The sequence below is a fragment of the Streptomyces sp. NBC_00885 genome, assembly GCF_045207475.1.
Taxonomy (GTDB): Bacteria; Actinomycetota; Actinomycetes; order Streptomycetales; family Streptomycetaceae; genus Streptomyces.
In genome coordinates, this window is sequence record NZ_CP108796.1 from 1,693,085 (window position 1) to 1,706,190 (window position 13,106).

The following is a 13,106-nucleotide window of genomic DNA, read 5'->3' on the forward strand; positions in this document are numbered from 1 at the left end:
GCCGGGGTCCCACGAGTTGGGGCCCCGGCCGTTTCGTGTGGTCCCCCGGTCAGTCGGTCCGGGAGGTGAGGGGCTGCTGCCCGGGAGCCGCGCTGGACTCGTCGACCTTCGCGTCCCTGGACGGGCGTTCCTTCGACGGCTGCGGGAGAGGCTGCTCGGCCAACAGGCCCGCGCAGTACGCGGCGACGGCGTCGGGACCGCCGGCGGCGTCCTCCAGCCGCTGCCAGGCCGGGCTGTCCGGACTCCCGGGGCGTCCCTGCCGGGCCTCGTACGCACGGCACTGCGCCAGCTGGTCCTTGGCGGTCGGCGGTCGCTCGTCGCCCGTGGGTCCGGTCGGTCCGACCTTCGGGGGGACGGGGACAAAGGGGCGCGGCGGGGCCGTGGTCCCCCCGCCCCGCGAGGGCGAAGCGCTCGGCACCGGCCCGGGCCCGCCCGGCGCGTCCCCGAACGGTGCCGGGATCGCGCCCGCCGCCATCGCCACGCCGCCCAGCGTCAGCGCGGCCACGAAGCTGCCCAGGCCCACCTTGATCCAGCGGGCCCCGGCCCGCGGCGGCGCGGGCCGCCAGTCGTCCCTGCGCCGGGTGGGCACGGCGGGCGCCCCCGCGTCACGTGCCGCCCGGAAGGCGGCGACGGCGCGCTGCTCTGCCTGCGGTGCCGCGGGCGCCGTGCGCGCAGCCGCAGCAAGCAGATCGTCGAGCGTCACAGTCGGCGCCGCTGCCCGCATCGGAGTCCACGTCGGGTTCCACGTCGGCGTGCGCGGCTCGTCACCGGGGTCCATGGCACCTCTGGATCGGTTCTCGGTCATCTCTTTCTCCCAGCGCACGGGAGTCCGAATCTGTCACGCGGCTTCGCCCGAGCGTCGCCAGATGTTTCTCCAGACGTCTCAGCCCACGATGCGTGGCGGCGCGTACCGCGCCGGGCCGCTTGCCCAGCACCCGTGCCGTCGTGGGTCCGTCGAGACCGATGACGGTCTGCAGCAGGACCGCTTCCGCCTGTCCACGGGGCAGGGTGGCGATCAGCGCGAGTGCCTGCGCGGTGGAGATGGTTTCGAAGGCTTCCAAGGCCGTGTCCTGCCTGGCGGGCAGCTCCATCAGATCCTGTTCGAGGAGCGTGCCGCGCGGGCGGCTCCCGAGCCGGCGCAGATGGTCGATGGCCCGGTTGCGCGCGATGCTCGCGGTCCAGGCGCGGAAGCCTGCCCCGTCCCCCCGGAAGCGTCCCAGGTCACGCGCGATCTCCAGCCACGCGTCGGACGCGACGTCCTCGGCGTCGTCCCCGACCAGACCGCGCAGAAAGCCGAGCAGGCGCGGCTGCAGAAGCCGGAAGGCGGCCGCGAAGGCCGCCTCGTCCCCCTGCTGTGCCCGCGCGACGTCCTCACCGAGCTTCGCGTCGTACATCTCCGCACGGCGGCCGCCCCGCACCTTGCCCACTCGTTCCTCTTCGTCCCTGTTTGTCGCCCCGCGTCGCGGCACACCCGTACCGATGCCCCCTACACATGACTGCGCCGCGCCCGGCGGAAACGTCACATGCGTGCGAGCGGCCGCAGGGCTCGCGAGCCCTCTCGCGGCGGGCGAGGATGGAGGGTGATGGAGACAACGAGCACGGCCCCCGGCGTGACGTCGAGCCATGAGGTCTTCGGCGCACCGTGCTGGATCAGCCTGATGGCACGCGACCTTCAGGCCGCGCAGTCCTTCTACGGTGCGGTCCTCGGCTGGACCTTCCGGCGTGCCCTGCTCGGTGCCGCATTCCGGATCGCGCATTTCGAGGGCACGCCCGTCGCCGGTATCGGCGCGCTCGGCCACGCCCTGCGGGCCCCCGTCGCATGGACGCCCTATTTCGCCGTCGCCGACGTGGACGAGACGGCGGCCCGGATCCTGGAGCGCAGCGCCACCGTCGCGGTGGGTCCGCTGCGCTTCCCGGTGGGACGCGGCGCCCTGGCGGCGGACCGGGACGGAGCCGTGTTCGGCATCTGGGAGGGGCAGCTGGTCACCAACTGGCAGGCATGGCGCAAGAACGCGCCCGCCTGGCTGCGGCTGCGCACGCGTGACGCGTTCGAGGCGGCGATCTTCTACGGGGAGGTCCTCGACTGGGCCGGAGAGCGCCCAGGCTGCTGCCAGGTCGACTACCAGGAGGGCGAGGTGGTCCTGCACCAGCACGGTCAGGTGCTCGCCCGGCTCAGTTCGGGCGCGGTCGGCAGTGCACCCGACCCGCTGTTCCAGCCGCGCTGGCACGTCCACTTCCCCGTGGGTGACGTACAGGCGACGGTCGAGGCCGCGCTGCTCCACGGCGGCTCGGTCCTCGGGCAGGGCCCGGCCCCCTACGGGGTGGAGGCGACGCTGCGCGATCCCGACGGCGCCCTGTTCACCGTCACAAGCCGGCCGACGCGGTAGGGCGTCGCGGCAGGGACCACGTCGCGGCAGGGACCCTCACTTGGAGCCGAGCGGCCGCACCGTCATCGGCGTTCCGAGCACTTGATGGCCGCCACTGGCCAGCATGCGTACCTCTCCCCGGTCGCTGATCTCCGCGCGCACGATTCCCGTCTCGTCCTCGTAGATCGGATAGCCCCCCGCGCCCGCCCGCGCGGTGCGGTGGACGATCACCGCGTCGTCCTCCACGGCGGACGCCTGAAACACCAGCTCGTAGGTTTCCGGGTAATCCATGAGTGCCTCCCGACATCGTCCATCGTCGCGCAGACCGGCCCCCGGCGCCTATCGGAAGATCGCCATTGCCTGCACTTCGAGTACCGCGTCCTCGGCGTTCCAGTCCTGGACCTTGCCGAGGCAGCGGGCCGAGAAGGTGCCCTGCGGGACCTCGTTGCGCAGTCCTTCCGTGGCGCAGGTGACGCGGACGCGAGGCCCCGCCGCGGGATCGGCCGGATCCCCGTACGGGGCGAGGAAGACGGTGGACTCCGGCGATTCGCCGATCTTCCGGAAGCGGCCCCTGAGCACGAAGTCCTCGATGTCGCGCAGCCGAACGGTCTGCTGCGAGGAGCCGTGACCGCGCGGCGCCGACAGCCCGTTGGACAGCGCGGCGTTGCGTCTGACGGTCTCGTTGACGAGGTCCACATGCACGATGACGTCGTTCTCCTCCAGGACGTCCATCACGATGCCGATCACCGATATCGGCTCGGCGACCTCCAGGAACTTGGCGACGACCTCCCGGTTGTCACGCCTGCCGCCGCCGACCCCGACGCCGAAGACCTTGGCGCGGATGTGCCCGTCGTTGGCGGCGGTGGTCCGCTGCTCCACCTCTTTACGCAGGGCGGCCGTGTAGCGGCGCATCTGGTAGTGGTCCATGACGGTCTTGTCGTGGAGGTAGAAGCAGATGCTGAACGTGAGGTTCTGACCGCCCTTCCCCCGTCCGCCGGTGAGCCGGGAGAGCGCCACGACGAGCAGCGTGACAAGAGCGGCAGCCGTCAGCAGCCACAGGAGCAGCCAGGGCCACCAGACTCCCCACCACTCCTCACTGAACACACCCACGTATCTCCTTGAATGCGCTGAGGAGCGACTGGGCGGTGGCGTCGACCATACGTCCGCCGGTGGCCCGTGCCGCTCGATCGAGTTCCCTGGTGTCGGCCTCGCCGTAGCGAATGGTGTAGGTGCGCACCGCGCGGGCCGCCCGCGGCTGTGCCTCGTACCGGCGGATGAAGGAGTCCAGGTCCATCCCCGCGTTGTTCTCGCCGTCCGTCATCAGCACGATGGAGACGGCCTGCCCCGGCTGGTCCCGTACGACGGTCGACACCTTCCGGTAGGCGTGGTCGAGCGTGGACCAGATGGCGGTGCCGTCCCCGAAGTCGTCGGACGCCACGAAGCCGCGCAGCCGGTCCAGATCCCGCGCGCTGTCGTAGGTCACGCTCCGCTCGTCGAGTACGCGGCCGCCGAACCGCATCACGGTCAGCGACTCGCCCCGGTAGAAGCGCACGAACTCTCCCGAGTGGGAATCGTCGGCGCCGCTGAGACCGTCGAAGGTCGCGCGCAGCTGCGCGATGCGTTTGCCGCGCATCGACCCGGAGAAGTCGAGCAGAAAGATCACCCGCGCGGGTTTCGCGCGCTGTGGATCGCCGTAGTCGGCGAGAAGCCGGTCGACGACCTCCTGCTTGTCCGGAAAGTACAGGGCGTTGCCGACCGGCTCACGAAGGCGCGGGTCGCGGGGCACGGCCGGATCGACCGGCCGGCGCAGCGTCCGTTCCATGATCCTCTTCTGGACCGGTTCGCTCTTCAGCCACTCGACGAGCTTGTCGTACGCCGCGCGCTTGGCCGGGTCGAGGAGCAGCAGCGGGTAGTCGGACAGCACCATGCCGTCCTTGGGGTAGACGATCTCCAGGGGTGTGCGCAGCTTCCCGCTGCTGTTGAGGGTGAGCAGTTCGGACTCGTACGTGATGAGGGCGTCCAGGTCCCTCTGCCGCCGTACGAATCCGTCGGCCAGCCGGACGGAGGAGTCCTGGTTGAGCCGGTGTCCGGTGAAGAAGCCGCGCAGCCGGTCGCAGGAGACGTCCTCGGGGCGCAGCACACCGCCGGTGCCCGCGGCGGCGGTCGCCACGCCGACCAGCGCGGCGAGACCGCTGTTGCTGTGCCGTGGGTCGGCCATGGCGAACCGCAGCGACCCGTCCGCCGCCGCGTCGGCCACATCGGCCCAGGAGATCTGCCGGTCGGGGGTCCTGCGGCGCAACTGCTGGGCGGCCTGGGGCTTCAGACCGATCACGACGGGAGAGCGCATGATGCTCGTGGCCAGGGGCTTCTCGGCGTTGGTCCCTGCCTCCTTCAGCTTGAGCCGGAAATAGCGGTCCGAGGAGAGCCAGGCGAGGTCGTGGCGGTACTTCCCCGGAGCGAGCGCGTTGCTGGCGTCCACGGTGCCGCGATAGTCCATCTCCAGGGTGATCCCGGTGTCGCGGCGCAGGTCGTCGAGCAGGGGCCCCAGGTCGGCGAGCTCCGAACTGGCCAGCACCCGCAGGGTGACCGGCTTCCGATCGTCGGTGGAGCAGGCGGTGGCAGCGCCGAGCAGCAGCCACGCCAGACATAGGGTGATGAAGCCCGTCATACGAGGCCGCACTCTCATTCGGGCCGTCCGGCCGGGACTTCGGCGGCCGGGCAGTCGCCCACGACGGAGATCATTCTCTCCAGGAAGCGGAGCCTGGGCATCGCGGTCCGGGTGTTGTCGCGGGCCATGGAGGGCACCGGGACATGCCGTTCCTCCAGGAATTTCGACAGCTGGTCACCGGCGACCTCGCCCGTCGGGTCGAGAATACGGAAGCCCAGCTCCATGGCCCGGCGCCGCAGTTGCGGGTCGTGGGTGATGAGTTCACCGAGCTTGTCGCCGTCCCGGTTGAGCGCGATGAACTGCGGCTGGGTCACGAACTGACTGGCCGGGTAGAGCAGCACCCGCTCGGTGTCCAGCTTCTTGGACTCCGCCTGGAACTGCGCCTGGTAGGTGAGGTACTGATGCTCGTACGCCACCACCACCGGGGCGATTCCCTTGCCCTCCGGGGAGATGTACGTGCGGAACACGTCGGCGGCAGGCAGCCCCTGCTCCATGAGGGGTCTGATCGCCCGGCCGCGCTCGTCGGCCTCCCGGTCGGTCTGCGGTACGTCATTGCCCTTGCCGCGCCGGGTGAAGGCGACCAGAGCCAGATACGTTCCCGCCGAGTTGGAGCCGCAGACGTCGGGGCTCTGGGCGAGGATCCGGTTCTCGTTGGTGATCCCGTGCTGCTGGATCCCGAGGTCGGCCCACCGCTTCTTCTCGCCGATGGCCTTGAGGAACTTGCCCATGTCCAGGACGTAGTAGAGCGGCTTGTCCTGCCCCGAGGCGGGCTGCGGGGTGGCGATCTCGGCATCGCGCAGAGTCTCGGCGTACTCCCGGTAGGTGGCGAGCACAATGGGGCTGACGAAGGGCCGGTGGACCTTCACGTACTGATTGTCCGCGGCGCGCTGACCAGTGATCAGATCTCCGGCGGGCTGCCCGGACGGAAAGACGAAGTCGTACGAGGAGATGTCGCGGATGGCCACCTCTCGCGATCCGGAACTGGTGATGTGGATCCGGATGTGATGCTTCAGCAGGAGCCGCTGGACCTCTTCGTCCTCGAAGAAGTCCCGCTTGGAGGCCATCTTCCCTTCGAGGGTGATGATGCGCTCGAAGGGAAGCAGTAAGTTCCCCGAGATGCCGAGGACCGCCGCCCCCGTCAGTACGGCTGCCAGTGCGGGCAGAAAGACGACCAGGAAGGTACGCCGCGACCATAAGGACGACGAGGAGCGCCGGACGGCCAGTCGCGGCTCCTCGACGACACGTCTCTCCCCGATGGCCACGGACGCCTCCCCCGATGTCCCCCGTCTCCGCTGCGGACAGCATGTCGCAGCCGGATGGCCGTCCGGGCATCATTCGGCGAATCCAGGGTGAACAACTGCGCTGTCCGACAGGGGAGTTGGGGACGCAGGACTACGCGCGCGGGGCAAGCTCGGCGGCGCCGAAAGAGACGTCGAAGCGGTCGCACCAGATGCTGACGCTGGTGTATCCGGCCAGATCGAGGTCCCGGGGCAGGGCGTAGTTCTGGTCGCCCTTGTTGCCCTTGAGCTTGCCGAGGCTGACGTGCTTGCCGTCGTCGAAGACCCGCCAGCCCGCCGTGCCCTGCTTCACAGGGGCGTCCGTCAGCAACACCCGCAGATCAGGACCGTTGCTGGTGTCCAGGTTCTCCAGCCGCAGAATGCGGGAGCCGTCGGCCAGCTCGACGATCCGGGCCGAGCCCGAGGTGTCGTGCTCGTGGCTGATGAGCGTGCCGGACGCGAGGATCTGCGGGTCGGCGGCGGCCGGCTGCCCGGCCGACGGCGTCGCGGCGACGGGGAGTGCGTCCCGTACCGTCTCGTCGACAAACAGCTTCCACGGCTGGAACCAGTAGACCCCCAGGCTCAGCCCCAGCGCACCGACGACCAGCGCCGAGATGACCACAGGCCTCTTCAGCCACAACCGCACGCGTCCCACGACGTCCTCCCGATATCCGCCGGGCGCCGTGCCCGGGCCTGTCCATTCAACGGGACTTCGCGCCGCGACGGGCGGCCGGGAGGATGACGGAAGTCTTACGTCAGAAGCGGGCGTGCGCGGTGATGTCCGCGCCGAACTCCTCGATCATCGCGGGTGTCACGGTCGGGCGGCACTGGACGATGGCCGCCAGATAGTCCTCGGTGTCCGCGCCGGGCGCCCCGCGCTCGCCCGTACCGATCGTCTCCAGGTCCCGCTCGAACGCGGTCTGGGCGGCGATCCGGGCCGCGTGCTCGATGTCGGCGGGGGTGAACAGTTCGCTGGCGGCGACGAGGACCGGCACATCCGCATCGGACCGGCCGTCGGTGTAACGGGACCAGATGGCGGCGCGCGCGGCCGTGTCGGGGGTGCCGATCGGGATCAGATAGTCGAACCTGCCGGGCCGCAGGAACGCCGGGTCGAGCGAGCGGATGGAGTTGGTCGCGCAGACGAGCAACCGCTCGTCCCTCTCCCGGAAGCCGGGGATGAGCTTGAGCAGTTCATTGGTCACTCCGTGCATCCCGCCGCTCTGCGCGGGCTCGGTGCGTACCGGGGCGATCTCCTCGACCTCGTCGATGAAGACGAGGACGCGCTCCAGTTCGGCGATCCGGGCGAAGGCACTGCGCAGGGCGGCCGCCAGATTGCCCTCGTCGGCGAGCCGGGAAGGGAGCAGCTCGACGAAGGGCTAGCCGAGCTTGGAGGCGATGCCCCGGGCGAAGGTCGTCTTGCCGGTGCCGGGCGGGCCGAACAGCGCGATGGCCCGCGGCGGCCGGACCCCGTGCCGGGCGGCCCGCTCGGGCTCCGCCAGCGGGAGCACGACGCGCCGCTCGATGAGGTCCTTCTCCGCCTCCATGCCCGCGACCCCGGCCCACAGGTCGTTCGGCAGGAAGCGTCCGCCGAGATCGTCCAGGAGGCCGGCGGCCGGGCCGTGGAGCGGCTCGACCTTCTCGAAGTAGGCCACGGCGGGCTGCCGGGTGTAGCCCGCGTTGAGCAGCCCCTCGCCGAGCAACTCCTCCTCGGGCAGCACATAGGCGATACGGCCCACCCGTGCGGCGAGAAGCCGGCGCTCCAGTTCCACCAGGAGGGCGCTGGCCAGGCCCCGGCCGCGCCAGGCGGAGGAGATGGCGATACGCATCACCCAGGCACGCTCACCGGCCACGGTGGCGAGCGCCGCGCCGATGGGGACGCCCTGGTGGACGGCAACGACGGCGGGCTGCCGGGAGGTGAGCGCGCCGATGCACTCGGCGAGCGAAAAGACTGACTCCTGGCCGAGTCCGGCCGTGGTGTCGATCAGGTGGACCACTGCCGCGAGATCGCTCTCTCGGTAGTCGTGGATGAGCCAGTTCACCGGTACCGCCCCTCGTCCGTTCCGTTCCGGAGAGGCTAGGGGCGGCCGTGCGGCGGGTCCTGCTCCATCGTGAACAACCCGGCGCCGCAAGTGCGACGTTTGGTCGGTAGCCAGATCTGCCTCTTTGGCCCGTGGTGCCGTGGACGCCATTGGCCCGCTCGCGGCAGACGCGAGCGGGACTTCACGCCCCCGCGATCAGACGGTCGACCGCCGCCGTGCCCGAGCTGTAGCCGGGTGCCATCGGCTGGGGCTGCTCCGCCGCCACCGGGACGGCGCGCTGCGCACGGGCCGGGACGAGCCCCCGCGCCGAGACCGGCTCCTGCGCCAGCGCCAGCATCGGCACCGCCGCCTGCACCCGGCCCTGTTCCGGAGGCAGCGGCTGCCCCGAGGGCACCTGGGACAGCATCGGGGCCATCGGCTGCGGAGGCGGCTCCGGAGCCTGGATGCGCCGCCCGTAGAGCACCTGCTCCATCGCCTGCATGAGCCGCAGCACATCCTCCTGCGGCCGCACCACCAGCCGCAGGAACCGGCTCGAACTGCCGACCTTGTTGCTGCACTCGCGCACCAGCACGCCGTGCTCGGCGAGCAGCCGGTCCCGCAGGACCGAGCCGTCCACGCCCTCGGGAAGGCGTACGTACAGGAAGTTGCCCTGCGAGGGATAGACGGTCATACCCGGCAGCTGGGAGAGCCGCCAGGTCATCTCCTGCCGGTCGCGGCGGGCCTGCGAGAGGCTCTCGGCGTACTCCTGACGGTGCTCCTTGAGCATGAACACCACAGTCTCGGCAAAGGAGTTGAGGTTCCACTTCGGCAGGGCGGCGCGCACCTTCCCGGCGAGGGTGGGATTCGAGACGAGATAGCCGAAGCGCACGCCGTGCAGACCGAAGTTCTTGCCCAGGCTGCGCAGCACGATCACATTCGTCCGCAGCACGGCTTCCGAGGCGACGCTCGGCTCGGGCTCGGCGTCCGCGAACTCCAGGAAGGACTCGTCGACGACGACCAGATCCAGATCCTGGAGCTCGTCGAGGAGCGCGATGACCCGCTGCTTGGGCAGGAAGCCGCCGTCGGGGTTGTTGGGGTTGCAGATGACCGCCGCCCGCGAGCCGCGGCTCCGGATGAACTGCACGAAGGACGCCGTGTCCAGGCCGAATCCGTGCGCCTCGGGCAGCAGGAGCATGTCGACGCGCTTGCCGGTCTCCATCGGCTGGTCGGTCCACCGCCCGAAGGTGGGCACGGGCACGGCCAGCGACTCGCGGACCAGCAAGTGGTCGATCCAGGTGATCAGTTCGGTGGATCCGTTGCCCATGGCGACGGTCTGCGGATTGAGTCCGAGCACCTGGCACAGCTCGGCGGTGATGGTGTCCGCCGAGCTCGGATAGTAGGTGAGGATCTCGCGCAGGCGGCTGCCGAGCATGTCGAACATCTCAGGGGTGGGGAAGTACGGATTGCACGGGATGCAGAAGTCGGTGATCTCTCCTGCCTGTCCACCGCCTGCCCTGTTCAAGGTGAAGTACGAAGGGCTGTGCGCGGTGGACGCGCGGAAGAGTGCCGTGACGTTGCCGCCGGCCATGGATCTGCCTCCCCTGCCTGCCAATGGCCCGTACGGATGCGCAGGGACCCTCCCGGAATACGGATGGGCCTGGGGTGATGTTCAACGACTACTGTGGCCTTGATGTTCACACCGTCGGGCCCCACGTTCCGAGAGCTCGCCGTGCAGGCGCTCTCGTCGATCGAGCACGGCTATGACCTGCTCGCTCCGAAATTCGAGGAAACGCCGTTCCGTACCCCCGACCGGATCCTCGATCCGGTGGTACGAGCGATCCGCCCGCTCGGGCCGTTCGGCTCCGGGCTCGACGTCTGCTGCGGTACGGGCGCGGGAGTGCGGGTGCTGCGGGAGCTGTGCGAGGACGAGGTCACGGGGGCCGACTTCAGCGCGGGCATGCTGGCCGAGGCGAAGGCCACGTACCCCTGGGCCACATGGGTACGGGCGGACGCGCTCGCGCTCCCCTTCACCGAGGCCTTCGACCTGGCGGTGAGCTTCGGAGCCTTCGGCCATTTCCTGCCGGGTGAACGCCCGACGCTCTTCGCGCAGATTCACCGGTCGCTGCGTCCCGGCGGCAGATTCGTCTTCCCGCTCCCGGCTCCGGCCCGCGTCGGATCACGGCTGTACTGGGCGCTGTGGGCCTTCGACGCGGCGATGCGCGTACGCAACCTGCTGTGGCGGCCGACCTTCGTCATGTACTACCGCACCTTCCGGCTCTCCGACGTCATGTCCGAACTGGGACGGGCGGGGTTCACGGTGGAGCTGCGGCCGTTGGAAGAACTGGGGCGCCTGAAGGACGGCAGCCCGCGGTGCCGGCTGGTGGTGGCCACGCGCCTGGGCTGAGCCGGGCCCGCGGCTCAGCCCTCGCGGCCCGCAGGACGGTCAGTCGCGCGGGCGCGGAGAGGCATGCGTGGCCCGAGCCTGGCGAGCAGCAGGGCCCGGTCCGCGGCGAAAACCGGGTCCGCCTGGAAGTCCTCGTGGCCGAGGATGGGCGCGTACAGCGGATGCTTGGCGGTGCGTCCGAAGGCGAGCGGGTCGCGCAAGGGGCTGCTGTCCACAGCGCTGCGCTCCGTGTCGACGGCGATCGGCCCCCCGATGGGGTCGGTACGCCGCCAGAGATTCCGCCAGATCGCCAACTCCCCTTCCATCATGCGCAGTTGAGACGGACCGAAATAGGCGGGGAAATAGCGTCCGTAGATCCGCGCCAGCGGTGATCCGTACGTCAGAAGGGAGATACGACGGCGGTACTGAGGCGCCAGTTGAAACGCGGCCGCCGCAGCGAGCACCGAGCCCTGCCCGTGGCCGGAGAGCAGCAGACGTCCCCCGGTGCTGCGCAGCCAGGTCAGCATGCGCCACTGCAGATCGGGCACGGCCCGCTCCGCCAGACAGGGCGGAGCGAACGGGTGGGCGGCGCGCGGCCAGAACGTACTGATGTCCCACAGCAGTCCGACCGAACGACGCGAGGCGGGCCATGCGTACGCCGCCCACCCGGCCAGGAACACCAGGGCGTAGAGCAGCGGGCCCAGCCAGGTACCGAGCCCGGCCAGCGCATCCACGAAGCGGCGGCTGTAGGCGAAGGCGTCGGTCGCACCGATCGCGATCTGACCGAGGTGCAGAGCCGCCATGCCGCCGGACGCGGCGAGCAGTGCGGGAGCGGTCTCGGTGAGGGCAGCCGAGCTGTGGGCGCGGGCGATCTCGTCGCTGCGCAGCGGATCAGGCGCTTCGCCCTGATAGTCGTGCTCCACGACGAAGCGCAGATGACGGACCCTTCGCGCGTGATGGACACTGACGGCCACGGCGACGACGACGGCAAGCAGCACCAACAGCACCGGGCCCCACGCCGCGACCTCGATGAGCGGTAGCGGCCCCGCGATCGAGCCCATTCCTGGTGTACGGCCTCCTTCGAGGATGTCCGCGACCACGAGCACCAGGACCGCCCAGAAGATGGTGGCCAGCCAGCATGCGAGCAGCGCCACGACCGGTCCGCCGAGGCCGCGCAGCGCGACCCTGCCGTGCATGTGCCTCGCCGCGAACGGCACACAGCAGGCGAAGAGCCCCGCGGCCAGCGCCATCTCGCCCACGAGGAGTCCGGCGAGCAGCGCTTCGATGCCCGGGAGCCGGCCGGTGGCGACCCAGCCCGGCCGCGTCAGGAAAGCGTCGACGAACGTGAGCACGAGCAGACACATCGAGAGTCTCGGGGCGTACGCCGCGATCCGGCTCCGTCCTGCGGCGAGGTAGCGCTCGCTGCGGCCCGCTCGGACGATCTCCGAGACGGCGACGGTCGCGGCCAGCAGCACCAGGCCGATGAGAGCCCACTCGAAGCCGGTGAACAGAGCGCTGCCGTCCTTCCGGCCGGGCCCGGCCAGCGCGGCCAGGAGCAGCAGGGACAACGTGGAGATCGCCAGCGTGGTGTGCGCGGACCGCAGCCGCAGGACCTGCCTGCGGCCGTACCAGAACCCCGGCCGGGACAGCGCGGGGCCGGCGGATCCTTCGTCGGACTCCGGTCCGAAGCCCGAGAGCGCCGGCCGCAGCGCCTCGGTCCGCGCCCACGTGCGCTGGCCCAGCCGCGCCAGCAGGACCACGACGAACAGCGGAAGGAGCGCACCGAGTGCCAGCGACGGACCCGGCCGCGCCCACCAACTGCCGTTCGCCGGACTGAGGAAAAGCAGCCAGGTGTTCTCCTCCACGCAGGAGCGGCTGGCCGCCGCGCACTGCCACACCATCAGATCCATGCTGATCTCGGCGAGGGACGCGACGAGCTGAACGGTGAGGGCGGCCGCGAGCAGCCGCATCATCACGGCGTAGCTTCGGGCGACGTTAGACCGGCCGTGCCTTTCGGTGGCGTCGGCCTGGGGCAGCATCCAGGAAGCCAGATTCATCAGCAGAAAGGGCCCCAGGAACAGCCATAGCCCGCGCATCCAGCCTCCCCCCACCCGCGACCCCCAGGTGTACGTCTCCGGGATGGGGCGGCCTCGGTACTCGTCGGGGCGCTGCTCGCCGTCGACATCGTCCGCCCGCCGGTGCAGCCGGGTCCTGCGGTCGCCCCCGATCTGGATCATCCGCGGGTCCCCGAGCAGATACTGCGGGTCGGCCGGCTGTGTACCGGGGACGATCAGCTCAAGGGTCATGGGCTCGTCGGCCGCAGCCGGACGGATCGCGCCCCAAGCTTCACTCACTGTCCCCCCTCGGTCACCCGTTGCCGCTACTCTGCCGCAC

General features: G+C 70.5%; 11 protein-coding genes and 1 pseudogene. 2 read left to right on the plus strand and 10 right to left on the minus strand.

Going from position 1 to position 13,106, the window contains the following annotated elements; translation table 11 throughout:
* Positions 1-49: 49 nt before the first annotated feature.
* Positions 50-805, minus strand: coding sequence for a hypothetical protein (locus OHA61_RS07680; RefSeq protein WP_406302383.1), 756 nt, complete (start codon positions 803-805; stop codon positions 50-52).
* Positions 765-1,427, minus strand: coding sequence for an RNA polymerase sigma factor (locus OHA61_RS07685; protein ID WP_406302384.1), 663 nt, complete (start codon positions 1,425-1,427; stop codon positions 765-767). Before OHA61_RS07685 ends, OHA61_RS07680 begins: the two co-directional genes overlap by 41 nt.
* A 156-nt stretch (positions 1,428-1,583) precedes the next feature.
* Between OHA61_RS07685 and OHA61_RS07690 the strand changes: the two genes are divergently transcribed.
* The gene (locus tag OHA61_RS07690) at positions 1,584-2,387 is read left to right on the plus strand and encodes a VOC family protein (protein WP_406302385.1); all 804 of its coding nucleotides are present in this window, start codon (positions 1,584-1,586) and stop codon (positions 2,385-2,387) included.
* A 36-nt stretch (positions 2,388-2,423) separates the two neighbouring features.
* Here OHA61_RS07690 and OHA61_RS07695 read toward each other — a convergent pair whose 3' ends face one another.
* From OHA61_RS07695 to OHA61_RS07725, 7 genes and pseudogenes are all read right to left on the minus strand, one after another.
* Entirely contained in the window at positions 2,424-2,657 is a 234-nt protein-coding gene (locus OHA61_RS07695) for a DUF6296 family protein (RefSeq protein ID WP_324990933.1), read from the minus strand.
* A gap of 48 nt (positions 2,658-2,705) precedes the next feature.
* A complete protein-coding gene (locus OHA61_RS07700) occupies positions 2,706-3,476 on the minus strand; it encodes a hypothetical protein (RefSeq protein ID WP_406302386.1) in 771 nt (256 codons plus the stop codon).
* Positions 3,460-5,034 (minus strand): substrate-binding domain-containing protein, encoded by a 1,575-nt coding sequence (locus OHA61_RS07705; RefSeq protein WP_406302387.1) that lies wholly within the window; start codon positions 5,032-5,034, stop codon positions 3,460-3,462. The genes OHA61_RS07700 and OHA61_RS07705 overlap by 17 nt, the downstream gene beginning before the upstream one ends.
* Before the next feature lie 14 nt (positions 5,035-5,048).
* Entirely contained in the window at positions 5,049-6,296 is a 1,248-nt protein-coding gene (locus OHA61_RS07710; RefSeq protein WP_406302388.1) for a hypothetical protein, read from the minus strand.
* A 130-nt stretch (positions 6,297-6,426) separates the two neighbouring features.
* Complete coding sequence (locus OHA61_RS07715) at positions 6,427-6,966, minus strand: DM13 domain-containing protein (RefSeq protein ID WP_406302389.1); 540 nt, start codon at positions 6,964-6,966, stop codon at positions 6,427-6,429.
* A gap of 100 nt (positions 6,967-7,066) precedes the next feature.
* Positions 7,067-8,350: pseudogene (locus tag OHA61_RS07720) on the minus strand (ATP-binding protein).
* 181 nt (positions 8,351-8,531) lie between these two features.
* Positions 8,532-9,917, minus strand: coding sequence for a pyridoxal phosphate-dependent aminotransferase (locus OHA61_RS07725; RefSeq protein WP_406302390.1), 1,386 nt, complete (start codon positions 9,915-9,917; stop codon positions 8,532-8,534).
* A gap of 102 nt (positions 9,918-10,019) precedes the next feature.
* On the opposite strand from OHA61_RS07725, the gene OHA61_RS07730 reads away from it, so the two are divergent.
* On the plus strand, positions 10,020-10,733 hold the full coding sequence (locus OHA61_RS07730) for a class I SAM-dependent methyltransferase (RefSeq protein ID WP_406302391.1): 714 nt from the start codon (positions 10,020-10,022) through the stop codon (positions 10,731-10,733).
* A gap of 14 nt (positions 10,734-10,747) precedes the next feature.
* On the opposite strand, the gene OHA61_RS07735 is transcribed toward OHA61_RS07730, so the two are convergent.
* Positions 10,748-13,066 (minus strand): hypothetical protein, encoded by a 2,319-nt coding sequence (locus OHA61_RS07735; RefSeq protein WP_406302393.1) that lies wholly within the window; start codon positions 13,064-13,066, stop codon positions 10,748-10,750.
* Positions 13,067-13,106 lie beyond the last annotated feature (40 nt).